Origin of the sequence: Nitrosomonas sp. ANs5 (genome assembly GCF_050584665.1) — a bacterium.
In the GTDB taxonomy this organism is placed as follows: Bacteria; Pseudomonadota; Gammaproteobacteria; order Burkholderiales; family Nitrosomonadaceae; genus Nitrosomonas.
In genome coordinates this window covers 20,691-47,580 of sequence record NZ_JBEUDO010000022.1, presented here as the reverse complement: position 1 = coordinate 47,580, position 26,890 = coordinate 20,691, and the positions used below count along the sequence as shown (strand labels likewise).

Annotated in this window: 21 protein-coding genes and 1 tRNA gene; 6 read left to right on the top strand and 16 right to left on the bottom strand. The window is 52.9% G+C overall.

The window, feature by feature from the left end:
* Window positions 1-46 precede the first annotated feature (46 nt).
* From ABTW62_RS07280 to ABTW62_RS07255, 6 genes are all read right to left on the bottom strand, one after another.
* Complete coding sequence (locus ABTW62_RS07280) at window positions 47-592, bottom strand: response regulator transcription factor (RefSeq protein ID WP_430903932.1); 546 nt, start codon at window positions 590-592, stop codon at window positions 47-49.
* Between the two features lie 37 nt (window positions 593-629).
* Window positions 630-1,907: an ATP-binding protein gene (locus ABTW62_RS07275; protein WP_430903931.1), complete on the bottom strand. Its 1,278-nt coding sequence runs from the start codon at window positions 1,905-1,907 to the stop codon at window positions 630-632.
* A 582-nt stretch (window positions 1,908-2,489) separates the two neighbouring features.
* A complete protein-coding gene (locus ABTW62_RS07270) occupies window positions 2,490-3,305 on the bottom strand; it encodes a glucose 1-dehydrogenase (protein WP_430903930.1) in 816 nt (271 codons plus the stop codon).
* Window positions 3,306-3,486: 181 nt separating this feature from the next.
* Window positions 3,487-4,332: an SMP-30/gluconolactonase/LRE family protein gene (locus ABTW62_RS07265; RefSeq protein ID WP_430903929.1), complete on the bottom strand. Its 846-nt coding sequence runs from the start codon at window positions 4,330-4,332 to the stop codon at window positions 3,487-3,489.
* Window positions 4,333-4,758: 426 nt separating this feature from the next.
* Complete coding sequence (locus tag ABTW62_RS07260) at window positions 4,759-5,298, bottom strand: gluconokinase (RefSeq protein ID WP_430903928.1); 540 nt, start codon at window positions 5,296-5,298, stop codon at window positions 4,759-4,761.
* A 257-nt stretch (window positions 5,299-5,555) separates the two neighbouring features.
* Entirely contained in the window at window positions 5,556-8,249 is a 2,694-nt protein-coding gene (locus ABTW62_RS07255) for an MGH1-like glycoside hydrolase domain-containing protein (RefSeq protein ID WP_430903927.1), read from the bottom strand.
* A 254-nt stretch (window positions 8,250-8,503) separates the two neighbouring features.
* Between ABTW62_RS07255 and ABTW62_RS07250 the strand changes: the two genes are divergently transcribed.
* Window positions 8,504-9,034 carry a lipocalin family protein gene (locus ABTW62_RS07250; RefSeq protein WP_430903926.1) on the top strand — a complete coding sequence of 177 codons (531 nt, stop codon included), beginning with the start codon at window positions 8,504-8,506 and terminating at the stop codon, window positions 9,032-9,034.
* A gap of 16 nt (window positions 9,035-9,050) precedes the next feature.
* Here the strand turns inward: ABTW62_RS07250 and ABTW62_RS07245 are convergent, their stop codons facing one another.
* From ABTW62_RS07245 to glgC, 3 genes are all read right to left on the bottom strand, one after another.
* The gene (locus ABTW62_RS07245; protein ID WP_430903925.1) at window positions 9,051-11,075 is read right to left on the bottom strand and encodes an alpha-amylase/4-alpha-glucanotransferase domain-containing protein; all 2,025 of its coding nucleotides are present in this window, start codon (window positions 11,073-11,075) and stop codon (window positions 9,051-9,053) included.
* Between the two features lie 228 nt (window positions 11,076-11,303).
* Complete coding sequence (locus tag ABTW62_RS07240; RefSeq protein ID WP_430903924.1) at window positions 11,304-13,040, bottom strand: glycoside hydrolase; 1,737 nt, start codon at window positions 13,038-13,040, stop codon at window positions 11,304-11,306.
* A 328-nt stretch (window positions 13,041-13,368) separates the two neighbouring features.
* Window positions 13,369-14,664: a glucose-1-phosphate adenylyltransferase gene (glgC, locus tag ABTW62_RS07235; protein WP_430903923.1), complete on the bottom strand. Its 1,296-nt coding sequence runs from the start codon at window positions 14,662-14,664 to the stop codon at window positions 13,369-13,371.
* 120 nt (window positions 14,665-14,784) lie between these two features.
* Between glgC and glgB the strand changes: the two genes are divergently transcribed.
* Complete coding sequence (glgB, locus tag ABTW62_RS07230; protein WP_430903922.1) at window positions 14,785-16,995, top strand: 1,4-alpha-glucan branching protein GlgB; 2,211 nt, start codon at window positions 14,785-14,787, stop codon at window positions 16,993-16,995.
* A gap of 18 nt (window positions 16,996-17,013) precedes the next feature.
* Here glgB and ABTW62_RS07225 read toward each other — a convergent pair whose 3' ends face one another.
* Window positions 17,014-18,021 carry a metal-dependent hydrolase gene (locus ABTW62_RS07225; protein WP_430903921.1) on the bottom strand — a complete coding sequence of 336 codons (1,008 nt, stop codon included), beginning with the start codon at window positions 18,019-18,021 and terminating at the stop codon, window positions 17,014-17,016.
* Between the two features lie 10 nt (window positions 18,022-18,031).
* Complete coding sequence (locus ABTW62_RS07220) at window positions 18,032-19,450, bottom strand: homospermidine synthase (RefSeq protein WP_430903920.1); 1,419 nt, start codon at window positions 19,448-19,450, stop codon at window positions 18,032-18,034.
* A gap of 164 nt (window positions 19,451-19,614) precedes the next feature.
* On the opposite strand from ABTW62_RS07220, the gene ABTW62_RS07215 reads away from it, so the two are divergent.
* The 3 genes from ABTW62_RS07215 (at window position 19,615) to ABTW62_RS07205 (ending at window position 21,464) form a co-directional block, all read left to right on the top strand.
* Window positions 19,615-19,821, top strand: a complete 207-nt coding sequence (locus ABTW62_RS07215; protein ID WP_430903919.1) for a DUF3460 family protein — start codon at window positions 19,615-19,617, stop codon at window positions 19,819-19,821.
* A gap of 219 nt (window positions 19,822-20,040) precedes the next feature.
* Window positions 20,041-21,336, top strand: coding sequence for an HlyC/CorC family transporter (locus tag ABTW62_RS07210; protein ID WP_430903918.1), 1,296 nt, complete (start codon window positions 20,041-20,043; stop codon window positions 21,334-21,336).
* Between the two features lie 52 nt (window positions 21,337-21,388).
* Window positions 21,389-21,464 (top strand) — tRNA-Arg (locus ABTW62_RS07205).
* A gap of 856 nt (window positions 21,465-22,320) precedes the next feature.
* Here the strand turns inward: ABTW62_RS07205 and ABTW62_RS07200 are convergent.
* Genes ABTW62_RS07200 through ABTW62_RS07190 form a run of 3 tightly spaced genes read right to left on the bottom strand, consistent with a single transcriptional unit; the run spans window position 22,321 to window position 23,787 of the window.
* Complete coding sequence (locus ABTW62_RS07200) at window positions 22,321-22,803, bottom strand: c-type cytochrome (protein ID WP_430903917.1); 483 nt, start codon at window positions 22,801-22,803, stop codon at window positions 22,321-22,323.
* Between the two features lies 1 nt (window position 22,804).
* Window positions 22,805-23,335, bottom strand: coding sequence for a DUF411 domain-containing protein (locus ABTW62_RS07195; RefSeq protein WP_430903916.1), 531 nt, complete (start codon window positions 23,333-23,335; stop codon window positions 22,805-22,807).
* Complete coding sequence (locus ABTW62_RS07190) at window positions 23,332-23,787, bottom strand: cupredoxin domain-containing protein (protein WP_430903915.1); 456 nt, start codon at window positions 23,785-23,787, stop codon at window positions 23,332-23,334. The genes ABTW62_RS07195 and ABTW62_RS07190 overlap by 4 nt, the downstream gene beginning before the upstream one ends.
* Window positions 23,788-23,933: 146 nt before the next feature.
* On the opposite strand from ABTW62_RS07190, the gene ttcA reads away from it, so the two are divergent.
* Entirely contained in the window at window positions 23,934-24,842 is a 909-nt protein-coding gene (gene ttcA / locus ABTW62_RS07185) for a tRNA 2-thiocytidine(32) synthetase TtcA (protein WP_430903914.1), read from the top strand.
* A gap of 268 nt (window positions 24,843-25,110) precedes the next feature.
* Here ttcA and lipA read toward each other — a convergent pair whose 3' ends face one another.
* Both lipA and lipB read right to left on the bottom strand, forming a co-directional pair.
* Window positions 25,111-26,055, bottom strand: coding sequence for a lipoyl synthase (lipA, locus tag ABTW62_RS07180; protein WP_430903913.1), 945 nt, complete (start codon window positions 26,053-26,055; stop codon window positions 25,111-25,113).
* Between the two features lie 19 nt (window positions 26,056-26,074).
* The gene (gene lipB, locus ABTW62_RS07175) at window positions 26,075-26,698 is read right to left on the bottom strand and encodes a lipoyl(octanoyl) transferase LipB (protein WP_430903933.1); all 624 of its coding nucleotides are present in this window, start codon (window positions 26,696-26,698) and stop codon (window positions 26,075-26,077) included.
* Window positions 26,699-26,890 lie beyond the last annotated feature (192 nt).

Here is a 26,890-nt window from a genome sequence, read left to right as displayed (position 1 = left end):
CTCTATCTGCGAATTTGCCAGTAAGTGCCAATTTTCTGGCGGCAACTTACAATTGTACGGGTTTCTTGGAGAGCTTTCTCTGCAATGTGCGGCGGTGCATATTTAGCAGCCTGGCAGTGACTGAAATATTGTTGTCGTTTTCTGCGAGTATGCGGTGGATATATTCCCATTCGAGTCGTTCGACCGATAGCGGATGGGCATTGATGGGGGTGTCGGAGTCGCCATTGGTTCGCTCGAAAGCGGTCATGATCTCGTCTGCATCCACAGGCTTGGCCAGATAATGCGTCGCGCCCAGCTTGATGGCTTCAACGGCCGTGGCGATACTGGCATACCCAGTCAGCACCACGATACGGGTGCCCGGGTCCAGTTCCTTTATTTTTTCGACCAGCGATAAGCCGGATTCATCAGCGAGCTTGAGGTCGATAATCGCATATTCGGGCGCGAGCGATTCTGCCTGTTGCAGAGCGGTCTGAATGGTATGGGCGCATACTACTTCAAATCCTCGCTTGCTCATGGCCTTGGCAAGCACATCACAAAACACCGTATCATCTTCTACAATCAATAAATTTGGGCAATCCATGGCATCATTCATGGCCGGCACTCCTTTTGGATACAATCATTTCAGTTGTTCAAGACAGGACCGGCAGGGTGACATGGGTACAGGCGCCACCTTCCGGGCGATTGAACAAGCGTACAGTTCCACCGAAACGTTCAATATTGGTATTGGCGAGAAACAGGCCAATACCAAAACCCTGCCCGGGGCCCTTGCTGGTGAAAAATGCCTCCCCCGCTCGTTGAATCGCTTCGGCGTTTAGACCCTCACCATCATCGAGTATTTCCATGTGCAGCAGGCGCTGGTCCCAGTAGCTGGTGATATCGACTTGTTTAGTCGAGGCATCGGCAGCGTTATTGAGCAAATTTAAAATTGATTGGCTCAACAGTCTCGTATTCATGATGGCGGGGGCTGGCTGAATGCCCTTGCATTGATAGGTGAATTTTACCGTGGGACGAATCAATTTCCATTTGTCGATGATTTGACTCAAAAAGACATCCACCGGCTGGCCATCGCCTTCTTCGGCACGCGCCTGGCCGGCATTTGCCAGCAGCTGTGTCAGGGTCTGCTTGCAATGCGTAATCTGGTCGCGCAGGATCCGGACATTGTTTTGAAATTCAGTATCCTGGGGGTATTCCTGTTCGAGTTCCTTGGTGATAACGGCCATGGTCGATAGTGGCGTGCCCAGTTCATGGGCTGCGCCTGCGGCAAGTGTGCCCAGTGCAAGGATCTGTTCGTTATGCAGTGCCTGTTCGCGTGACCGTGCCAATTCCTTGTCCCGATCACGAATCGAAGTGCTCATTTTGACCACGAACCACGCGATCAGCAGTGTGCTGAGTACGAAAGTCAGCCACATGCCAGAGACATGCAGATTGAACTCAAACATGTGGCGGCTGTGATCATCGGTATGATTGTGTGGGAGTGGGATATATGCGTAGAGCAGAAAGGTGTAGCAGGAAATGGTGATGGCCGCCATGCTCCAGGTATAGTGCCAGGGCAGCACTGTCGCAGCGATGGTGAGTGGAAGCAAATAAAGCGAGATAAATGGATTGGTTGAGCCGCCACTGAGATAGAGCAGTACAGTCAATGCGGCCACATCGATTAACAATTGCGCAAAAAGCTCCAGATTCGTGACCGGCCAGTGGTAACGCAGACGGATCCATGTCAGCAGGTTGAGCAGGGCCAGCGCAACGATCGTCAGAATGATTTCCGGCCAGGGCAAATCGAATTCGATAATGCTGTAGACCAAGCTAAAAATGATGGTCTGGGTAACGATGGCGATAATCCTGAGCAGAAACAGGCGTTGCAGGTTTTTACTGAGTGGAGAATGATGCAGGATGCTGAATATGGCCATGGTTCGTCTTCTGTTATTCTGATTATCCTCGATTCCTTGGCTGTACGGACTTGTCATGTGAGGTTTCTTTGGTTGCAGAACAGGTCGCAACCTTGTTCATGGTTATTCCATTTCAAAGAATTGTATGGCCGTCTTGTGGCAGACAAACCGCGTAATCCATTTGCAAATATTGTTACCCAGTCACTAGGAGGCTGTCCGAGAATAGGCTGATCTACTGCGGACGAGCCTGATTGGCTGGATTTTACGATCCTTTTCGTTAAATAGAACGACTATTCGCCTCAAATGATCGAAAAATCCAACTCAACCAGCCCCGCCCTCGCTCTACGATCGCTATTCTCGGACAGCCTCCTAGCTGTGTGAGTATGGAGATCACAACTTGTGCTTTTCTACCGCGCTGCAATTTTCAGTAGGATGTATGAAGTTCGGGATAATTCATAGTTAGTTGTAGAGGGTGTCAACGCACTTGGCGTAACAATAACGCAAAATAGTCGCCTGGACCATGTGACAAATTGTCGCACCTGCTGGCGTGGCAACGTGCGATGGCGACGCGAGGCAAGCGTGGCGAATAGCTGCGGTGATAGCTTATCCGCCTTGCCGAAACCCTGGATATAAAGTCATACCGCCGTCTACGTAGAGTGTTGTGCCAATGACATAATCGGAGGCATCGGAGGCCAACCAGACTGCGGCCCGCGCGATATCCAGCGTGTCTCCGATTCGTTCATAGGGTATCAGCTTAAGTAGCGCGGCTTCCGCATCGGATGTCTCCCAGGCGGAACGGTTGATGGCAGTGCGGATCGCGCCGGGTGAAATAGCATTGACTCTGATTTTTTGATGGGCCACTTCCTGGGCCAGACTTTTCATGAACATGAGTAGCCCACCTTTGGAAGCCGCGTAATTGACGCGTTCAGACCAGGGAATAATGTCGTGAACGGAAGAAATACAAATGATTTTGCCTGCGGCGCTGGACAGCTCTGGCACAATGCCACGATGCAGAAACGCCTTGACTGCTTCCTGCGCACATAGGAACTGTCCCGTCAGATTGACCGCCAGCACTTTCTCCCATTGCGATAACGTCATTTCAGTGAAGGGCGCATCATCCTGAATGCCGGCGTTAGTCACGAGAATATCAAGACTGCCCCAGGTTTGAATCACTTTCCGGAACATAGCCTTGACTTCTGCTGCCTGACTGACATCCGCCTGAATGGCCAGTGCCTTGCCATCATTTGCCAGGATGGCATCAACCACACTGTGCGCGGATTCAGGATCGGACAGATGGTTGACCGCTACTTGGGCGCCTGCTTCGGCCATGGCACGCGCAATCGCTGCGCCGATACCAGAACTGCCACCGGTGATTAGCGCACGCTGTCCAGCCAGTGGCTTTTCATTTGTCTTGGACATGATTCCTCCATATTGCTGAAAAAATTACAACCAATGAAGGCCAATGCGTGGGTTGATTGCGCACATTGCCGGAATAAACCCGCAACCCTTGGCTGGGCAGGCTGGCATCCGGTATCGATCTTGGTTGCCCAGGCGACAGTCTGCTTGTATCCCAAATATTCCAGATGGCATCAAGGGTACCTCAAGGGAGTCCAGTGCCAGGAACATTCACTGTCGCAATTTCGACACGGCCAGAACGTAGCCTATTGGCCTGCCTGGGATCATCTGTTTCGGCGGTCAGTATAAACAATGTCTGTCGGTCCTGACCGCCGAGCATGCAGGCATAAGGTGTCCCAAGTGGATGAATTCTTGTGGTAATCGCGCCACCCTGCTGGACTCGAATTACTTCCCGTGTACCGGGGCTTGCCACCCATAACGCCCCTTCGGCATCTAAACAGATGCCGTCCGGTGTGGCCTGCTCGAGATCGGCCCAGAGTCTGGGGACATGCAGCGAGCCATTGTCATCGATGGTAAACGCCGTCAAGCGATGAGCAAAGGTTTCTGCGACGATGTATGTCAGGCCATCCGGAGTGATGATGCTGCCATTGGGGAAGACCAGGTCGGAGGCGGTCAGCCGGCAAAGGCCACCCGGTTCGACCAGGATGAGGCGAGTGCTGGCGATCGCTGCGCCTGCATGCAAATCAAAGCCAAAATTGCCGACATAGGCCTGGCCGTTGCTGGCGACTACCATGTCATTGCAGTGAAATGACGCCAAAGCGGAAAGGTCGGCATATCTTTCCAGGCCCGATTCGGTCAGGCGGTAAATCGCTCGCTCGGTCATGGCGACAACCAGTAAGGTCGCGTCCGGCAGCCAGCCCAGACCACCCGGCAGATCCTGGGTCTGCAGCATGCACTCAGCTTCGCCCTCTGATGTTACAGTCATGATTTTTCGGGCGTGTTGATCGGTGAACCATAAGCGATCGTCCCGCCAGCGTGGCGATTCCGGAAAAGCAAGACCGGTCAGAAGAATGTTAGTTTTCGAATGCATACATGCTGCCTCCTATTGATGTGGCACATATCCTGACAATCTCGGCCGATTACTGTTTTATATTGCGCCTGTGATCAATTCTCGGCCTGATAACTGATTTTGGCAAGCAAGGACTTTCAATTGAGTGCTTCATTATATTCAGGCAGAGTCCCGCATCGTCACTTTTATCAGTGCGCCCCTGGCCGGATAAAACCGGATGTGGCAGTGGATGCCCGAGATCTTTCATGTGCATCCGGTGTCAACCCACAACAGTCAGCCAGGTCGCTAGTACTCCGTACCGTCAATTAGCTTACAAATGAAATCGATGGATTCGTTTGCCAGGCTAGGCGCAAACCGCAGTCATATCCGTAGCTATGGCGAGGATTTGCAACAACGCATGACAGGCGAAGGCGCGATTTCATGTAAGCGGTTTGGCGGAACGGGGTACTAGCATCCATTTTTCTTCGAGGCAAGCCAGCTCACAATCAGTTCAACGATGACCGGGACCGACTGATTGATGTCGACGATCAGGCCATGCTGCGGTAATTCCAGCGTATCCAGTTGGCTCTTTAGTAAATCAGTGCCCATAAAATGCTGCGTACGTTGAGTCAGGCGTTGCCGCAATAGATCATGCTTGCCGATGAGAAACACAAAATTCACCCGGCAGTCCAGGCACAAGATTGCGCGGTAGCGGGCCTTGAGCGCCGAGCAAGCGAGGACTGTCTGATATTCCTGGGCCAGGCAATTTTTGATTTCATCCCGTAGACGGTACAGCCAGGGCTCCCGGTCACTATCATTGAGAGGCTCGTTGCGCTGCATTTTGGCGATGTTCGTGTGCGGATGAAAACTGTCTCCTTCAATGAAGCGCCAGCCCAGACGTTTGGCCAAGGCCTGTCCTACAGTGGATTTGCCAGAACCTGAAACGCCGCAGAGTATGATGACGCGACCGCGATTGATTGGCTGACGAGAGCATGTTTCGGTTGTCATGATTGCATTATCTGCTAGAGGATGTCATATCTTCGGATCATGTGCATGGATCGGCTCATCCCGGGATTGAACCGTGTGCGGCTATGAAGTGACCCGGTCATGAGGTGTTTGTCGACGCTAGGAGGCTGTCCGAGAATAGCGATCGTAGCGAGGGCGAGGCTGGTTGAGTTGGATTTTTCGATCATTTGAGGCGAATAGTCGTTCTATTTTACGAAAAGGATCATAAAATCCGGCCAATCAGGTTCGTCCGCAGTAGATCAGTCTATTCTCGGGCAGCCTCCTAGCGTGGCTGTGACCCGCCTCATGCCGGCGGCTGACAAATCTGCCGGCGCCAGTGAGCCGAAGATCGTGAGCAATGTGGCCAGCGCGCCAGTCCAGCCGGTTTGATGGCTGGCGCCCAATCCGGAGCCATCCTCGCCATGGAAATACTCATAGAACAACAGATGATCTTGCCAATGCGGATCTGTTTGAAATTTCTCGCTCCCTCCAAAAACCGCTCGTCTTCCCTGCTCATCCGGCAAAAAGATGCGTAATAACCGTTCGGCAATCATTTCGGCGATCTGGAATAGATTTCGTGGGGTGCCTGTTGTGGTCGGGCATTCGATCTGAAAATCATCCCCATAATAAGTGTACAGGGATAAGAGGGCGCGAATGATCAGAATATTGGCGGGGATCCATACAGGTCCTCGCCAATTGGAGTTGCCGCCGAACATATAGGAATCCGATTCACCCGGCTGGTAGCTTACCGTGAACGTTTGATCCTGCCAGTGAAAGTGATAGGGGTGTGCCTGATGATATTTGGAAAGTGATCGTATGCCGTAAGGACTCAGGAATTCTTGTTCGTCCAGCAATCTTGCCAGGACTCTGCGTAATTTTTCCTCATCCAGTATTGCCAGCAAGCGACGACCACCCATGCCGGGCTTAATCGGACAGAAAATATCAGTCGTCAAATGATTCTTATGTCTGACCAACGCCTCGAAACGTGCCGCGACCTGGGGAAGTTTTTGCAAGGCACTCTGTTCGATCACGGTCACGGCACATAAAGGCAGTAACCCGACCAGAGAGCGTATTTTCAGGCGAGTCGAATGGCCATCCGGGAAACGCAGGACATCATAAAAAAAGCCATCATCCTCGTCCCACATATCCCGGTGTTCGCTGCCGATATCGTGCATGGCCGCAGCGATTGCCAGAAAATGATCCAGATAAGTGATTACCTTGTGCTCGTAGTCCAAATCATGCAGACTCAGTTCCAACGCGATTTGCAGCATATTCTGTGCATACAGGGTCATCCAGGCAGTGCCGTCGGACTGCTCCAGGTGCCCACCGGTAGGCAGCGCATGGCTGCGATCGAATACACCGATATTGTCCAGACCGAGGAATCCACCCTGATAAACATTTCCGTCCGGTCCCTTGCGCGTTTCCCACCAGTGAAAGTTGCGTTCCAGGCCGGCAAAAGCGGTTTTCAGGAAGGCGAGATCGCCCTGGCCATGGGACTCGCGATCGATTTGATATACGGCATATGTCGCCCAGGCATGGACGGGCGGATTGACGTCACTAAAATTCCATTCGTAAGCTGGCATCTGTCCACTTGGGTGCAAGTAGCGTTCCTCCAGAAACAAACTCAGCTGGTGCTTGGCGAAAACCGGATCCACCATGGCCAGCGGGAGCGTATGGAAGGCCGTGTCCCAGACCGCGTACCAGGGATATTCCCATTTGTCGGGCATGGAAATGATATCCCGGTTCTTCATATGTCCCCAGTCGGCGTTGCGGGTAGCCTGACCGTGATGCTCATCCAGCCAGCGTCCGACATCGAATTCATAGTATTGCTTGGTCCATAGCATGCCCGCCAGCATTTGTCGCAGCAGGCGCTGTTTTTCGGTGTCAAGCTTGCCGCCAGACAGCTGTTGATAAAAAAGATCGGCCTGCTGTCGCCGTAGATCGAAAACCATTTCAAAATCAGTAAAGGCGGTGCTTGATTCAATGCTACCCGCCCGGACCAAGCGCAACCTGATGACGCGTGTTTCCCCTGCTGCAATGAGCAGGCCATAATCAGCCGCCATCTTAGTGCCGCAACCGTCGGCATTCACAGCGGTCCTATTGCCATGCAGGACATACTCATTGATTCCGTCTTTAACATAGGGACCATTATTTGTGCCAGCAAACAGGCGCTGGGCATTGGTTTCATTATCAGTGAACAACAGGCCGGGATTGTCCGCGCAGAACAACTGGTAATCGCCCAACTGGTGATGGCTGGCAAGTACGATTGAATCGCCGTCTTCGCTCTGGCATTGGTTGAGCACCGGTTTGGCTGCATCCGGCTCCCATGACCAGGTATTGCGAAACCAGAGTGTCGGCAATACGCGCAGCTGCGCTTCTTCCGGACCCCGATTGATCACGCTGATTTGAATCAGAATATCCTCTGGGTCCGCTTTGGCATATTCCACAAAAATATCGAAGTAACGATTCTCTGCAAAAACGCCGGTATCCAATAACTCATATTCCGGCTGGTGTTTGGAGCGCTGGTTGTTGGTGGTGACCAGGTCTTCGTAGGGAAAGGGGGCTTGCGGATATTTGTAGAGGTATTTGAGGTAGCTGTGGGTAGGGGTTGCATCCAGGTAGAAGTAGTATTCCTTGACATCCTCGCCATGGTTGCCTTGTGTGCCGGTCAAGCCGAACAGGCGTTCTTTCAATACCGGGTCACGTCCGTTCCAGAGGGCAAGCGCGAAGCAGAGCTGCTGTCGATCATCGCTGATCCCGGCCAGCCCATCCTCGCCCCAGCGGTACGCGCGAGCAGTCGATTGGAAATGCGGAAAATACTGCCAGGCTTCTCCATCTGGGCTATAGTCCTCACGGACGGTGCCCCATTGCCGTTCGCTCAGATAAGGCCCCCATTTTTTCCAGGGCACATTGTCTTGATTGCATTGCCTGAGACGCTGGAATTCATTCGTCATGTCATGGCTCCTCACGTGCCGGAATGGTCAGTCTTGTAGTCTGGCGCTGCCAAAGCAGACGCCAGCCAGGGAGCGGCAACGCGGGCTGGTAGGCGGCTGGTGGCGTATCGTTGTTAGCGATTCTCGCTTGAGCGTATCAAAATTTTACTGCGAACGCAAAAAGGTAAAGTTGTGTCAGTATTTGTTGCAATCCAAACCGGGCTGGCGCAAGGTGCCAGCAGGTGATCGAATCATGCTTTGAGGGAGATTTGTTTATGTGCCGATATCTGCATGTTGTATTAATCCTGTTGCTGAGTGGTTGTCTGGGTTACCCCGAAGGGGTGCGCCCGGTGGATGAGTTTGAATTGGATCGATATTTGGGCAAGTGGTATGAAATCGCCCGTCTTGATCATTCTTTTGAACGCGGACTTGATAACGTGACGGCGGAATATTCCCTGCATCATGATGGCGGTGTCCGGGTGATCAATCGTGGCTATTCAGTCAGCGAAAACGAATGGAAGGAAGCCGAGGGCAGAGCTTATTTTGTCAGGAATCCGGAAGAGGGCTATTTGAGAGTGTCTTTCTGGGGCCCGTTTTATGGATCCTACGTGGTGTTCGCACTGGACAAGCAGTATTATCAATACGCTTTCGTCACGGGGCCGGACACTTCTTATCTATGGTTGCTGGCAAGATCGCCGCAGATTGACAGGGCAATCATCGAGCAATTTATCACCCAGGCGAATGCGCTGGGTTTCGACACGACCGGTTTGATTTTTGTGGACCATGCCGAGCCCATTGGGATGTGAACAAGCGCACGCATTTTCAGCTGGTGCTGTTTCGCTGCTTGTATTGCAGGGAAATAGTCTGCCGTTGAATGGATGCCGGCCAGCTGAGTGTCAATTTGACCGCCTGCATGATTTTTTCGAATCCTCCCTCCGATTGGGAAACGGTGAAATGCGGGCGTGCCAGGAGTCGTACCGCATGCGATGTGGTCAGCGTCAGGTCGCCCTGCAGGGTGTCGTCCTCAAGGGTGATGACGGTCAGCGCGGCCAGTTCGAGTGGCTGCCCGAAGCCAGAAAGTATGGTTTCATGCTGACGATAGCGTCCAGCTGGGCCGTCGCAGCTGGGCATGGCCAGATTGATTTCTGTGTGCATCATCGCTCCGTTCGTGTCGCCGGCCAGGTCGTACTGCACGATCAGCTGATGGTCAGCGATCCGGATCTGTTTGTTGACTGAAATTTGGCCGGATGCAGTCTGAAAAATGACTTCACCGCTGTCAGAGGGTTGGTGCTGATAACTCGTCAACAAGCTGTCATTCAGCCGGTCGATAAACAGAAATTGTGGGTGGGGGTCAGGCTCCAGGTCGACGGGGTGAATTTCGTGTTTGAAACTGATGCGATCATGCGCCGAAGCAATACCGGTATCGTGATGGGTCGAGTTTTGTTGGGCGTTCAGCTGAATCTTGCGATGGTAATGCTCGGGCTGGCAAGTAAGGGTATCGGCAAAGTTATGCTTGAGCGGATAGGCATCGAGTTCACAAATACTGGCGCTGCCGTCAAGTTTCAATACGGCTTGCAGGGTGGTGTTGTGCAGATAAATTTCTTCCACGCCATCCAGATCGGTATCCTCGGTGAACAGGGGAGGGCGTGGTGAGCAGTCATCCAGCAAGGCTTCCAGTTCGATCAAATTATTGTAGATTGCGCGCCGCAGATGAGGCAGGTAGAGGCCACCGAACAGGCCATGCCAGTAGGCGTCGTTGGCTTGGGAGGCATATAAGCATTGCTGCATGCTTTCCATGCGCTGTTTTGTCGGCAATTTGGCAAAACGGGCGGAAAGCCCCAGCATGCGCTTATGCATCCAGTTGGATTCCGGATAGCGCGAAAAAAAATTCTTCCAGATGCCGCCGCGTATAAAGGGTTTGTTCTGCTCGTACCATCCTTCCGCTTTGGCCTGCTGCACGAGGTCGGCATAGATATGGGCCGGTGCGGCGGGCAGCGTCCATTCACTCATTTCGATATAGGACGTGGTGGGGAGATAAATGATCCCACGGGTCTTTTCGCTGGCGTGATAATCCCGATAGTGCTGGGGCGTAATATAGGGGGAAGCGAGCACGCCTTGAATGAATTGTTCCAGCCAGCCCTGTTCATAGACCCATTGATAGGTTTCCGGCCAGATGCCAAATTTCTCGATATCGTCGAAATAAACGGCTGCGGGTTGTTGTCCGCTTGGCAGATGATCTGCCAGGGATTCGATATAGCTGACCGCATCTGGCGCGGGAGAAAACGGCAGTTTGTAACGTAACGCCTCGGAAATGGGAAAGAGGTCAAGTCTGCGGCGATTTTCCTCAGTGGTGAAGTAACCGGAGAGTTCTGTTTTATCCTTGCCGGCACAGATGAAGTGATAGTCATCGACGATCACATAGCGGATGCCGCAATCGGCCAGTGCAGGGATGACGGTGGATTCCCAAACCCGCTCGGTCAGCCAGGCGCCCTGTGGCCGTTGCCCCAGTTTTTTCTTGAGCTTGGCCGAGAAGGTTCTGATTTGCCCGATACGATCCCGATCGGGAATTACAGCAAGTACCGGTTCGGTTTCGCCCGCACCGAAGAGTTCGATTTGTCCGCGTGCGACCATGTCCTGTAGCAAGGCCATATCCTGCGGGAAGTGATCGAAAAGAAAATCGAGCAACCAGCCCGAGAAATGGACCGCAAAGCGGAACTCCGGGTAGCGGTACAAGGTTTGCAAGAAAGGTTTGTAGCAGCGTTCATGCGCGTCCATGACGACTTCGGGAAAATTGCCAATCGGCTGGTGTGCGTGGACGCCAAAAAGCAAAGAGACGGATGGGGGCATGGAAGGATCCCTGTGGCTAGGCTATTAATCTAAGGTGCCTCTAAAAATCCATATTTCGTCACAATACGTCGTTGTTCTCAAAAAATGTCTCCTTACACATCTATCATATGCTGCGTCAACATTTTTTGTTCTCGCCACGTCTTGTTTAAAACGCTGAATTTTTACAGGTACCCTCTAATCGTTTCTGCTGCTTGGGTGGATCTTGATCAGTCGTCGTTATGGTCCGCTTCAGGAAGCACGCCGCATGGCGCCACTGTCACTGTCCGAAAGACCGCCATGGCTGATCGGTTCCAGCACGGTAACCGGTGCCGGGATTTTTAACAAGCGATAAAGATTGGCGAGATTGGTGCGGAACAGCCGATCAAAGCTTTCGACAGCCTGGGTCGAATTGTAGTCACCAAACCACCAGAACCAGTCGGAGCTCTCACAGGAGGCGAGTTGCCGTTGTGCGGCTGCCTTTTCTGTCCCGGTCAAACGCGGGCTCTGCAAGACGAGATCATAGCTTTGCTTGGCCGCGCAGAGTAATTCCCAGGCGAGATTCTTGTCAGGGTCGCCAATCCAGGTGGAGAAACTGCCATATACCCAACTGCCGGCAGCCACGGCAGGCAACGGCTTGATGGCAGACCGTGACTGCGAGAGCTTCGCTATGTAGTCCTGAAAGGTTGTGGTCTGGATATGCGGGTGTTTTTCGAGCAGTTCGTAAAGATCATTTAGGAAATAGTAACCGTTATAGGGATAGAACTCCCAGGCATTTTCGCCGTCAAGGATGACGCTCACAACCGGGCTGGTGTTGCCGGAGGAAGGGTGACTGTGGTGGACATCATGCCGAATCTGTTCAAGCCGCTGAACAAAATTCTCGGCGGCATCCCGTCCGAACCATTTTGAATATTCGAATCCGATCATGTCGGATAATTGATCGTCCCGGAAAAAGCACAGGGTGCTGCCATGCTCGGCCTGGAAACTATAGGGGTGGTAAAGATAGCCGCTACGAGCGGGCAGTGGTTGGTCCGGAAAGGATTTGCGCAGGCTGTTGGCCAGCACCCCTTCGCCGCTGGCGCACCATTGACAATCATTTTCGATCAAGATGTTCAGGAACGGTTCGGAGATTGCGCCCTCTGCGGGCCATATGCCGGCTGGTTGGATGCCAAAGCGTTGGGTATGGCTGTCCTTGGCCGATTTTAAATGAAAAGATACGCGTTCCCGGCCACCGGGATAGCTGGCATGAGGCGGGAGGACGGCTCCTGGCAGACTGTCGCGTGCAGACGTGAAATCAATCAGCAACGGGGCAAGCGGATGATAATGAGGTGTGGTGGAAAGCTCTATCTGCCCGGATTGCGCCAGCTTGCGATAGCGAGGAATGAGATCCTGGATCAATTCGCCAATCAGGTTGAACAAACGCAACCGGTCGTCATGACTGAACAATTTCCCTTGTGACATCAGCTGTACGATACAGGCATTTTCCCGGCGCACACTTTCTCCTGTCCATGCCAGGTGGTACCAAACCAGTAGGTCGGCCAGGTATTGTCCCGAAGCATACAACAGTGTCTTGTCACCAAGCTGTTGCAGGTTGTCGTACAGGTTGCGCAGGTGCTGGTATGCCGGGTATGGCTTGAGCATGGTCTCGTGATTGCTCAGGAAACAGCTTTCCAGAATCAGGGTGCGCTCGGACAACGAGATCCGGTCAAGATCAGGTGCTGCGAGCAGGCGCAGCAGTGGATCGCGAATCTTGCCGTGAGTGAATTGATCGGCATAATCTTCCAGCTGGTCCAGCAGGATGGGCACAAAATTGATGCCCAGTCTGATGTCCGGGTGCATTTCCAGATGATACGCCATGTCGGTGTAATCTTTGATTGCGTGCAGATAGACCCAGGGCAATACAAACTCACCGGTTTCACTGTCACGGTAATCGGGTTGATGCATATGCCACAGCAGGACAAGATCGAGTTTAGGGATATGATGTATCATGGTTTATCCGCCTAAGTCTGTAAAAGTATGTTGCATGCAGCAGGGGAAGGATACAATCCATGCGAGCAACGTAAAATCGAATCAATAGATTAAGAGCGTTAAGCGCGAGTTCTGGTTCCTGTTTTATGCCTGGCTGGCCGCAAATGACCTGCCAGGAGGCTGTCCGAGAATAGCGATCGTAGCGAGGGCGAGGCTGATTGAGTTGGATTTTTCGATCATTTGAGGCGAATAGTTGTTCTATTTAACGAAAAGGATCGTAAAATCCGGCCAATCAGGCTCGTCCGCAGTAGATCAGTCTATTCTCGGACAGCCTCCTAGTTCATCAGCTTTAGCGAATCTGGTGAATGCGCTGCCCCAGCATTTCTGGCGTGATCAGTGTGACGCCATTCTCGGTGACATAAAATCGTTTTTGATCTTCTTCGCGATCAAATCCGACTCTCAGCCCCTCAGGGATAATACAGCTTTTCTCGATAATGACTCGCTTGAGATAGGCATGCCGGCCTATATCGACATTGGGCAGGATGACCGAATCCTCGATGGTGCCAAAACTGCGAACCTGGACATTGGAAAACAGGAGGGAGCGGCGCACGGTTGCACCACTGATGATACATCCGCCCGATACCATCGAATCGAGCGCTTGGCCGCGCCTGTCGTCGTCGTCGAACACAGACTTGGCGGGGGGCAGTTGTTCCTGATGGGTCCAAATCGGCCAGTCCTCATCGTATAAATTCAGATCCGGCGTGATGGTGGTGAGGTCGATATTTGCTTCCCAGTAGGCATCGACCGTGCCGACATCCCGCCAGTAAGGCGTGCCTGATGCCATGTTGACGCAACTGTTCTGGAAGCGATGAGCATAAACATTGGCATTTTTTATCAGGCTGGGAATCAGATCCTTGCCGAAATCATGCGATGAATATTCGAGATCATGGTCGAGTATCAGCTGTTCGTATAAAAACTTCGCATTGAAGACGTAAATGCCCATGCTGACCAGTGCCAGGTCGGGTTGTCCGGGGATCGAAGGGGGGTGCTCTGGTTTTTCGGTGAAGGCGGTGACACGCCAATTGTCATCGACAGCCATGACCCCGAAGGCGCTCGCTTCACTGACGGGAATTTCCACGCAGGCAACAGTCAAATCCGCTCGCTTCTCGACATGCTCGGCCAACAGCCGGCCGTAATCCATCTTATAAATATGGTCCCCGCCCAGAATCAGCACGTAGTCAGAATTGTGGCTGCGCAGAATGTCGAGATTCTGGAAAACCGCATCGGCGGTGCCCTGGTACCAGGTTTCTTCAGTGCGTTGCTGGGCGGGTAACAGCTCGACAAATTCCTTGAACCGGCCATCCAGAAAACTCCAGCCCCGTTGTATATGGCGGATCAGGCTTTGTGCCTTGTACTGGGTCACGACGCCGATACGGCGAACACCTGAATTGACGCAGTTGGACAGGGCAAAGTCGATAATACGAAACTTTCCGCCAAACGGTACTGCCGGCTTGGCGCGCCAGTCGGTTAGATGTTTGAGACGTGTTCCCCGCCCACCCGCCAGAATCAACGCAAGGGTATTGCGGGTGATGGCGCTGACGAAACGTGGATAATAATTGGCTTGGGGGCTTTGCTGGGTGTCCATGGTCTCCTCGCTGGGTTGCGATCACGCACAGCGTGATACCGTATATTCGAATCACTGCGCTTCATCTTACTTGATCTTAATAATCATTGCCAGCCGTCCGCGCGCGTTATAATCTACGGTATGCAAACAGAATCTACATTACCGATGCAATCGGCCGAAACGGGTGATCCCCTGCAAACATTGTTGCTGACCGCGTGCCTGCATAATCCCTGTGCCTATCTGGGGATGCACCATAGTCCGCATGGCAAGCTGGTCAGGGTGTTCCAGCCCCATAAGTCGCGGGTCTGGGTTCAAACTTCTCTTGGTTTTGAGCTGATGCAGTGTGTGCACCCGGCGGGGATTTTCGAATGGGAAGGCGAGCATCTTGCCCGGCCCTACTTGCTGCGCCTGGAGGATGCGGAAACCCGGACGATCGATGAGTGCCACGATCCCTACGCCTTTCCCATGCAGATTTCCGGCCATGACTTATATTTGTTCAATGAGGGGCGTCTTTACCAGGCTTATCGCATGCTGGGGGCGCACCGGGTAAAAAATCATGGCGTGACCGGTATCCGTTTTGCTGTCTGGGCGCCCAATGCTGAACGGGTAAGTGTCGTGGGGGATTTCTGTCGTTGGGACGGGCGTGTCTATCCGATGTCGATCCATCCGGACAGCGGGGTATGGGAGTTGTTCATTCCAGATTTACCCGCAGGCATGTTGTACAAATATGAAATCCGCAACCGGACAAGCGGTGCGATCATGCTCAAAACCGATCCGTATGCGAGCTGGCATGAGTTGCGGCCCAACAATGCGGCATATACACCGAACGAAGGCCGTTTTGACTGGCAGGATGACGACTGGATGACGCGGCGCAGGGAGGCGTGGGACTGGCTGCATGCCCCGATGAATATTTATGAAATGCATGCGGGTTCGTGGCAACGGCATCCCGATGGCAGTTTCTTGTCCTACCGTGAACTGGCCGATCAATTGATTCCTTATTTGTCAGACATGGGCTATTCGCATGTCGAGTTACTGCCGATATCGGAACATCCGCTGGATGAATCCTGGGGATACCAGACAACCGGCTACTTTGCCGTAACGAGCCGCTTTGGCCGGCCCGAGGATTTCATGTATTTTGTGGATGCCTGTCATCGGATGGGCATTGGCGTGATTCTCGATTGGGTGCCCGCGCATTTTCCCCGTGACAGCTTCTCGCTGGCACGTTTTGATGGCACTGCCTTATACGAGCATGAAGATCCGCGCCTGGGCTATCACCATGATTGGGGAACATATATCTTCAATTACGGGCGCAATGAGGTCAAATCGTTTTTGCTGTCCAGCGCGCATTACTGGCTGACGATGTTTCATCTTGATGGTTTGCGCGTCGATGCGGTCGCTTCGATGCTTTATCTGGATTATTCGCGTCAGGAGGGGGAATGGCTGCCCAACCGCTTCGGGGGGCGAGAGAATCTCGAGGCGATCGAATTTTTGCGGGAATTGAACACCATGGTGCACGGGGAATTCCCGGGCGCGTTGACGCTTGCCGAAGAGTCTACGTCTTGGCCGGCGGTATCGCGTCCTGCCTATCTGGGAGGATTGGGCTTTTCCATGAAATGGAACATGGGTTGGATGAACGATACATTAAGCTATATGCAGCATGATCCCGTGCACCGGCATTATCATCACAACGAGCTGACTTTCAACCAGCTCTATACTTATACCGAAAACTTTGTTCTGCCGCTTTCGCATGATGAGGTCGTGCATGGCAAAAGATCGCTCTTGGACAAAATGCCTGGTGATGCCTGGCAGAAGTTCGCCAATCTGCGTCTGTTATTCGCTTATCAGATGACCTGTCCGGGCAAGAAAATCAATTTTATGGGTAATGAATTCGCGCAAGGCAGGGAATGGGGCGTCGGCCAGCCGCTTGATTGGTATTTGCTGGAACGTGCGCAACACCGTGGCATGCAGATGCTGTCGCGCGATCTGAATCATCTATATCTAACCATGCCGGCGCTGCATGAACTGGATTTCTTTCCAGAGGGCTTTAGCTGGATCGATTGTCATGATGCCGAGCAATCGGTCATCAGCTATCTGCGCCGGGCGCGGGATGGATCATTTGTGCTGATTGCCCTGAATTTCACACCATTGCCTCGTATGGATTACCGCGTGGGTGTGCCGGAAGCAGGTCGGTATCGCGAGCTATTCAACAGTGATTCCACTTATTATGGTGGCAGTAATGTCGGCAATGGTGGCAATATCGAGACCACTGGCAAACCCTGGTCGGGGCAGAATGACTCAATCGTCGTGACCCTGCCGCCATTGGCGGGTATTATCCTGTCGCGCGCCAATTGAGCGCGACAGGAAACTTCATCAATTGAGCTTATGGCCCCACAGCATGGCCAGGAATTGCCCGTGTATTTCCTTGGAGATATCACGAAATACCTGAAAGCGGGCATGTTGCTGTGGCAGTGTGGGGTCCATTTCTATTGCCCAGAGCGGTGCCGTGCTGGTTGGCAGGCTGGAATAACGGATATCTACCAGCAAATTATGGTTTTCTTGCTGCAGCGCGACAAATCCATCGGAAAAAGTAGTAAAGCGTGCAATATCGTTGGCCAGCACAGATTCTTCAGGTAACTGGCGTGAATATTGCATCAAGTTGAATTTCTCGATGGATTCCCCGGAATAAACCTTGGGTTCGGATAGTAACCCGACACGAATTGCATCCACATAAAACCGGTTATTGCTTTCGTAGACCGAGCGCCACAGCAGTAAATTTGCGAGCGTGGGTTTGACCAGCAGACGTTCGACATCATGACCGCGTGCCTGCGCCAGGGCCAACGCCTCAGTCTCTGCCCGCTGCAGCTGTGTCCAGCCAAGCAGCAAATAAAGCGAAGCAATAGCCAGTCCAATACCGGCAAATCTGGCGGCACGATGCTTGAATGCATAAACTGTCGCGATCAGCAAAACCAGTGTGAAGACCGGGTCGATCACCGATATGATGTTGAATGCAAGACGTGTCTCGCTCAGCGGCCATAATAGGTGGGTGCCGTAGCTGGTCAATGCATCCAGCACGCCGCTCAGACTGTAGCCCAGGAGGGCGAATAGATATAGCCGGGAAAAGGCCATGTGTTTGCGCACGAATGGCCACAGCAGGATCGCCGCTATGCATGCCCCAAGCGGAACAAAAAACAGGGAATGTGTGAAGTGGCGATGAAACTCGATATTCAGCAAAGGATCATTGGTTGACTGAATTAGGATATCTGCATCTGCGATCAATCCTGCGAAAAAACCAACGCCGGTCGCCAGGCGTGCTTCATGCGCATGCGCGCGCGTCTGAGCCAGACTGGCCCCCAGTAGCCCTTGAGTGAGTAGATCCATGTCCTTGAAATCAGTTAACCCGGAAGTTCTTGAACTGCCAGGGGTCGGTTAGATCAATATCCTCCTGAAACAATGCCTGTCTGTCCTGGAGGGGCGTCCAGTCGCTGTACTGTCTAACCATCTCGCCCAGATAAAGGTTTGCAATCTCCAATACGCGTTCGAAAGACATTTCATCTGGTTCAACAATGCCTGCATGGGGATTCTCAAGCGCCCACACCATCCCACCCAGAACCCCCGCAGCAACTTGCAGGCTGGTGGCGTTATTGTAGGGCGCCAGCTGACGAGCTTCCTCGATCGACAGCATCGAGCCGTACCAGTAGACCCCCTTGGGATGTCCCATCAGCGCCATGCCCAGTGCATCCGTTCCGAATTCAATGTCATCCATCAGCAGGCGTGTATGGGACTGCAACTTGAAATTTCTGCCGCTGAGCTCATGAATCGACAGCACGGTTGCATCAGTCGGATGATAAGCATAATAGACTGTCGGACGATAGCGAAGTTCGCCATCCTGTTTGAGCGTGAAATAATCGGCAATTGATATTGATTCGGAGTGAGTGATCAGAAAACCCTGGTAGGCACCGGTCAGAGGCGTCCAGCCCCGTACCTGGGTGCGCATGCCGGGGCGTTGCAGATAGATGGCGGCATCGCAGCCAGAATCATGGTGTCTGGCATCGGCCGGTAAACGTTTTTCATGGCTTCCCCAGCCCAATTCTGCGGGTTGGAGGCCTTCCCCCACAAAGCCGTCAATTGACCAGGTATTAACGAATTCATCGATGCGTTTAAATGGCTTGGCGGTTTGTGTATCGCGTTCAGCGCATTGGATCACCTTGATATCCAGATTGCGTGCGAGCGCTGCCCACTCGTTCCGGGTTTGAGGCGTGGCGATATCGTGACCCGTATCGCGCGCGATGTTCAGCAGGGCCTGCTTCACCCAGTGAGAGACCAGGCCAGGGTTGGCGCCGTGAGAGAGCACTGCGGTCGGGCCATCGCCGAGTTGTTTGCGAAGCGCCAAAGCCTGCTCGCGCAAGCCGTAGTTGGAGCGCTCCGATGGCGATAGCCGGGCGTCCGTATAACCTCCCTGCCAGGGCTCTGTGCAGGCATCCAGATAGAGTGCCTCGCGCGCATGACAGAATTCCACTAGCGCGAGACTGGAGACATTGACGGAAAGATTAAGCAGGAAATCGCCGGCGCCCAGGATTGGATCCAGCACCTCCCGGTAATTCGCCGGTGTGAGCGGGCAAACCTTGAATGCAACCTGTGCCTGGTCCGCCTGCGCATGCCCGGAATCATCTCCGCTGATGATTAAAATCTGGCTGGGTGAAATATCTAAATGTCTGAGCAGCAACGGCAGGGAACCTTGTCCCACGCTGCCAAAACCGACCAATACAAGTTTTCCTTTAAAACCGGCAAATTTTTCATATCTAATCATTTATATAATATCTTTTATCAATAATTTTGTTCTTAATCTATAATGCGGCGTAATGATGCTGCCAGGATGACATTGAAAAACACAAAAATTCAGACATCTCGCGGCAGCGCTTGATCAAAATAGGTATGGATTTTATAGACTAATAATTTAACGGGCAAACCAACATGGAATTCTACGAATCCGAGCACACCAAGTTCATGCGTGAGCTGTTCACTAAAAGACCTGAACTGATCGAAAAGCAGAAGGAAGCGCGTGCGCTCTGGTGGGACAAGCAGGTTGACAGAGAAGCCTTGAAACGTTTCAAGGAAAACAAGGTGCCGCAGAAAGGCTATGTCTATTTTTCATGGCCTGGCAAAGAGGGTGAACAATAGTTTTGATGCTCGAAGCAGCAAAGTGTTATCGATGGGTGCAGCCTGGCGATTCCCAGGATTTTTTTCAGTTTTGCCCGGGATATTTCTCTGAATGGCATGCTATCCCGGGCGTATTAACGTGATGCAAGTGGCATGGTTTGCGCAGGCAGCGCTGGTGACAGGCGATCAACTGCGCCCGGCGCGCGGATGACTGCAATCACATTGCAAGGATAGACTTCTTTGGAAGATATTCCGTTATACCTCCTGCTTATCGCGCTGGTGCTTTTGCTGATTGTTTCTGGCTTTTTTTCATTGTCGGAAACCAGCATGATGGCGATCAATCGCTATCGGCTCAGGCATCTGGCCAAACAAGGCCATCGCGGCGCTCAGCTGACTACGAAGCTGCTGGCGAATCCGGATCGATTGCTGGGTGTCATTCTGCTTGGCAATAATCTACTGAATACTGCCGCGGCGACCCTGGTCGCCGCGATTGTGTCCATCTTCTTCGCCCATGATGAGCTGGCATTACTGCTCGGCAGTATTGCCGTGACACTGGCGATACTGATATTCAGCGAGATTACGCCCAAGGTTATCGCAGCCGCTTATCCGGAGCGGATTGCGCTGGCAGTCAGCTATATCCTGACCCCTCTGCTGAAAGTTTTCTATCCCGTTGTCTGGTTCGTCAACTTGTTTGTGCAGATGCTGTTGGTTGCGCTGCGCCTTAAACCCTCGCAGCAGGTGACGCATCAACTGAGCATGGAAGAGCTCAAGACGCTGGTGCTGGAGGCCGGCCATCTCATTCAGAAAAAGCATCAAAGTGTGCTGGCAAACCTCATCGATCTCGAGTCGGTCACGGTCGAGGATGTCATGGTTCCCAGAAATCAGATCGAAGCGATTGACCTCGAAGCGGATGAAGAAGTGATCCGTGGACAATTATTGACCTGTCATCACACCAGATTCCCGGTTTATCGGGGACGGCTCGACAATGTGGTTGGAATCGTACATGTACGCAAGGTGCTCAACCAGTTGCGAGAGGAAAAAATTACCGCCGAGATGCTGGAAGCGGTCATGCAGTCGCCATATTTTATTCCTGCAGGCACGCCCTTGTTTTCTCAAATACAATTGTTCCAGGAAAATCACAGGCGGATCGGCCTGGTCGTCGATGAGTATGGCGAATGGCTGGGACTGGTAACGCTGGAGGATATTCTCGAGGAAGTCATTGGCGAATTTACGACGCATGCGCCCTCTCAATCGAGTTCATTCAAACAACAGCCGGATGGTAGTATAATAGTCGAAGGCGGCACGTTGTTGCGGGACTTGAATCGCAAGCTAGGATTCCAATTGCCGCTCGATGGCCCCAAGACGCTGAATGGATTGATTCTTGAATTCTTCAGGGATATTCCTGAGGCGGGTACGGGTTTGAACATCGAAGGTTATCCGATGGAAATCCTCCAGACCAGCAACCAGGTGGTCAAGATCGTGCGCATTTATCCGGCGGTTTTTCAAAAATCCGAGACGGATCCGCCTGCACATTAGTTGTTGTTATTCAGGGGAAGTGCTGAATGATTCAGTATTCCCTTGTCTCAGAGCGCCCATAGCTCAGTGGATAGAGTACCGCCCTCCGAAGGCGGGGGTCGCACGTTCGAATCGTGCTGGGCGCGCCAGTTTTGGGGTATCACAGACGCTGTGCATAGTGGTATTGCGCGTGCAGGCAAAGTGCCTGTATGCTGTTGAGCGTGCAAGGCCAATTGACCCATACCCATTCTACGAAGTGTACTTTGCTCCTTCCGGAAGATCGGCGCGTGCTATCGCTTCCCGCACCAGCGCACCGATAAGCACAATATATACGTAGTCCAACTAAGAAGCTGTCTGGAAATTTCCATTTAAGCCCATCTCTTCAGCGCCATATCCATGGCGGCGATGCACTGTCACCGAAAAGCATCTGGATGACCGCAGGCCGTTTTGGGCGTCGCTATGTCGGCGATCAAAGTATATACGGCGGTCATTTTTACTGTTCGTGACCGATGCAGCGAAGTAATCCAGTCATACAAGGGTGCGCTTGCGCACCACCCGGCTAGTGTCAAATTACGGGTTGTCGGGAAAAAGTCCGGCTTCGCGATTTTCAGCTTCGTGAATGATGGGCATGTGCCCCGGCAAGCGCCTTGCCGTATGGCGTATCGCGCTTGCCTAGGAGACAGTCCGAGAATAGCGATCGTAGCGAGGACGAAGCTGGCTGAGCGGGATTTTTAGATCATTTGAGGCGAATAGTTGTTCTATTTAACGAAAAGGATCGTAAAATCCGGCCAATCAGGCTCGTCCGCAGTAGATCAGTCTATTCTCGGACAGCCTCCTAGTACTCCGTTCCGCCAATTAGCTTACAAATGAAATCGATGGATTCGCCTGCCAGGCTAGGCGCAAACCGCAGTCATAGCGTAGCTATGGCGAGGATTTGCAACAACGCATGACAGGCGAAGGCGCGATTTCATGTAATCGTTTTGGCGGAACGGAGTACTAGTCAGTTCAGGGCCTATTCTCGATCCGCGTATACCATCCCTCATAGACTTCGTCGGGCCACAAGGATTTTATCCATACCAGGACATCATCGATTTCCTGATCTGTCAGGATGCCGGCCCAGCCAGGCATGCGCCCTTCACCAGGCGGGCCGCCATTCAGAATGAAACGCTTGAGTTCCTCCGTGGAATGATGCCAGGCATGTGCGGTGCCATTGAGCGGCGGTGGGGGATATCTGCCGCTTTCCAGCGGTTTGCGCCAGTCGGGTGTGCCTTCCGCATTCTGGCCATGGCATCCGGCGCAGTTGTTATGGAAAATCGCCTGTCCACGCGCAACTTGGGCTGGATCGAAATCCCGAATGACTTGCTCTTGTGTCACGGATCTGCCCAAGATGCGATCCAGCGCCTCGCTGGTGGGGGCCGCAGTCTGCTGATCCGAGCAGGCCGCGACGTAACACAAGGAAACAAGCAAGGCTGCTCTGGTCAACGCCACTTTATCTGAGCCTCAAGACAGATCCCGATGCATCGCTGTTCGCTGCGCCGCCAGTCTGCGTTTGCCCGTCTGTGCCGTAGCGGCTGTAAATTGTTGCAGCGCTACGTTCGTCGCCTGGTTTGCGGATCAGCAATACGTTGTAAGGATCGTTCCGGCCGGTTTCCATGCCGGGCGAGCCATGCGGCATATCCGGAACGGCTAGCCCGACCGCGCGCGGTTTCTCCCTGAGAAGTCGTTGGATATCGGCTGCCGGCACATGTCCTTCGATGGCATAGCCATTGACTGTCGCGGTGTGGCAAGATCCCAATGAAGGAGAGATGCCAGCCCGTGCACGGGCTTCCTGATTGCCGACGTCATGCGTATTGACAGTGAAGCCATGGTCCCGCAGGTGGTCAACCCACTTTGAACAGCATCCACAAGTCGGGCTTTTATAAACTTCGATGGTTGCCGCTGCAGCCACATGCATGCTGGCACCTGCCAAAGCAATGGCCAGCATGGATTGGGTAAAGAATTGATTCAGTTGTTTGGTCATTTTTTCTCCACTATGATCTTGCCACGCATGCCCTTGAAATGGCCGGGCATCGGACAAGCGAAATCGACGACACCTGCGTGCGTGAACTGCCAGATCAGTTCTTTTTGTTCACCCGGTGCAAGTGTTATTTGATTGGGCTCGTTGTGTTCCATATGCGCATGCAACCGCATCATTTTTGCATGCTCCCTGAGATGTTGCATAGTATCTATCATCATTTCATGTTTTTTTTCTCCGGTATTTCTGACGATGAACCGGACGGTATCGTCCTGCCTGACAGTAATCTCGGATGGTGAGAAGCGGTTTTCATAGGCCTCGATCTCAATGGTTCGCGTCACGTTTTCAAGGACGCCTGGTTTGCCTATCGCTGCGTTGTTATAATGTTGTACGGCAGCATAAGTCATGGCTGAACCCAGGCAAAGGATCGAGAAGGATACAATTAGAGACTTTTTCATACAACCCTCCCTTGGATAGAGCACAAAGCCTGCTACTGCCTCTTGATTTGATAGCAAGATTGTTCGAATGTTCCTTTCCGTGAATAGGGTTCACCGGATTTTTTGCATGTGCTGCACGTTTACGTATAACAGGAATCGATAAGGTCATGGAAGTCCTTTCTAAAAAATCGGCATATAACACTAACAAGCTACACAAGCGGCTCCGACGCCTTGTGGGGACGGCTATCGCCGATTTCAACATGATTGAAGAGGGGGATCGAGTCATGGTGTGTCTGTCTGGCGGGAAAGACAGTTATGTGCTGCTCGATATCCTGCGCAACCTTCAGGTGCATGCGCCGCTCGATTTCGAGTTGATTGCGGTCAATCTCGACCAGAAACAACCGGGTTTCCCGGAACATGTGTTGCCAGATTATCTGACGAAAATAGGTATGCCTTTCCGCATCGTGGAGCAGGATACCTATAGCGTAGTCAAGCGCGTGATTGCGGAAGGAAAAACGACCTGCAGTCTTTGTTCTCGCCTGCGCAGGGGAGTGTTATACCGGGTTGCGGGTGAACTGGGCGCAACCAAGATTGCCCTTGGTCATCATCGAGATGATATTCTGGAAACTTTCTTTCTCAACATGTTCTATGGCGGCAAGCTCAAAGCCATGCCCCCCAAGCTTGTCAGCGACGATGGCCGTCATATCGTGATCCGGCCGCTGGCCTATTGCAGGGAGAAGGACGTCGCCGCCTATGCTGCCAGCGCTCAATTTCCAATCATACCTTGCAATTTATGCGGGTCTCAAAAGAATCTGCAGCGCCAGGCCATCAAGGAGATGATGCAGCAATGGGACAAGAAGTTTCCTGGCCGGCTGGAAACAATGTTTACTGCCTTGCAGAATGTTCAGCTTTCGCATCTGGCGGATCGTCAGCATTACGACTTTGCCGGGTTGACACCGCATGGTGTGGCTATTGAGGATGGTGACAAAGCGTTCGACGATGAGCCGCTGGGCTGGCCGGCCATGCCGGATGAGGATGGCCATCTAGTACTCCGTTCCGCCAAACCGCTTACATGAAATCGCGCCTTCGCCTGTCATGCGTTGTTGCAAATCCTCGCCATAGCTACGGCTATGACTGCGGTTTGCGCCTAGCCTGGCAGGCGAATCCATCGATTTCATTTGTAAGCTAATTGACGGAACGGAGTACTAGCCACGGGATAGGCAGGCTGCTGTCAGGCCGTATCGGGTCTTCTGGCTGGAGCATGCCGTCTGTTTTTAAGCTCGAGCCCGCAAAACGCTCTCGGAACGGCTTGCGGGTAACGGGCATCTTCTCCCGCAAGACCTCTCACTTGATCCCGGCTTCATGCGCTTGCTGGTCGGCATGGTAGCTGGAGCGCACCATCGGCCCGCAGGCGGCATGACTGAATCCAAGATTGAGGGCGATACGTTCAAAGCTCTTGAAATCTTCCGGTGTGACAAAGCGGACAACGGGCAAGTGGCCAGTGCTGGGTTGTAGGTACTGCCCGACGGTCAGCATGTCGACTTGATGGGCGCGTAAATCGCGCATGACATCGATAATCTCCTCATCGGTTTCACCCAGCCCGAGCATCAGACCGGATTTGGTGGGAATATCCGGAAAGGCGGATTTGAAATCCTTGAGCAATTGCAATGAATGTGCGTAGTCCGCACCTGGCCGGCATTGTTTGTATAGGCGCGGCACCGTTTCCAGATTGTGGTTCATGACATCGGGCGGACAGGCAGATAATTTCTCCAGCGCCACTGCGAGCCGGCCACGGAAATCCGGTACGAGAATTTCAATCCGGGTCTGGGGGGATTGCGCGCGTATTTCGCGAATGCAGTCCGCAAAATGCTGTGCGCCGCCATCTCGTAGGTCGTCGCGATCCACGCTGGTGATTACGACATAGTTGAGTTTCAGTACAGCAATGGAATGTGCCAGATGTTTGGGTTCGTCGGGGTCGGGTGCATGGGGGCGGCCATGGGCAACATCGCAAAAGGGGCAACGCCTGGTGCACAAGTCACCGAGTATCATAAACGTTGCTGTGCCACGTCCGAAGCATTCACCGATGTTGGGGCAGGAGGCTTCCTCGCAGACAGTATGCAGCTTGTTTTCCCGCAGCAGACGTTTGACCTCAAGATACTTCTGACTGTTGGATGACCGCACGCGAATCCAGGCCGGTTTGCGCAGCGGTTGGCCGCTCTGTTGCAAATCGAGTTTGACCGGATTGCGTGCTGTTTTGGCCGCTCCGCGTTGATGAGTTTCAGCTGTCATGAGAAATCAGTTTCCTCTGTTAGGGGTTAGTTAATCGGGCCAGTAATTTCTGGGCCAGTTTCGTGCTTAGCATCTCCGGACTGTCGGATATGCCAAGATCGCTGGTCTGAGTGATGCGTAAACCTGGGTAGCCACAGGGATTGATCGCGGCAAAAGGCGCAAGATCCATCGCGACATTGAGCGCAATACCGTGATAGCAGCAGCCATGCCTTATTTTCAAGCCTAAAGAGGCAATCTTGGCATCATCGACATAGACTCCCGGTGCATCCGTCCGGCCCTGCGCCTCGATACGATAGGCGTGCAGCAAGTCTACCACGGCGCCTTCCATCTTTCTGACCAGCGCCCTGACATTTAATTGCCAGCGGCGCAGGTCTAGCAATAGATAGGCGATTGCTTGACCGGGCCCATGGTAGGTGATTTGCCCGCCCCGGTCTGTCCGGACGAGCGGAATGCCGTTCTGCTGTAGCAGGTGCTCGGGTTTGCCGGCAATGCCTTGCGTATAAACGGACGGGTGTTCCACCAGCCAGATTTCATCAAGCGTCTGTGCTGTCCGCTGTGCCGTAAAATATTGCATGGCCTGCCAGGTGGCAAGATAATCCACATGGCCGAGGGGCTTGATCACGACGGGGAATTGAATGTTCATCGATTCACTTCGGCTTCGGTCATCATGCCGGTCCAGGCGGTTATGGTCTGACATTTGTCCCCTATGATCGGTAATCCGGATGGTGCTGCCTGTGCCCGTACAGCCATGATAATGATCCAAGAAACGCGGGCCTTTCAATGTCCGGAACGGGTTGGCCTAATCGGCAAGGCTTTAATGGTGCGCCTATGAGGC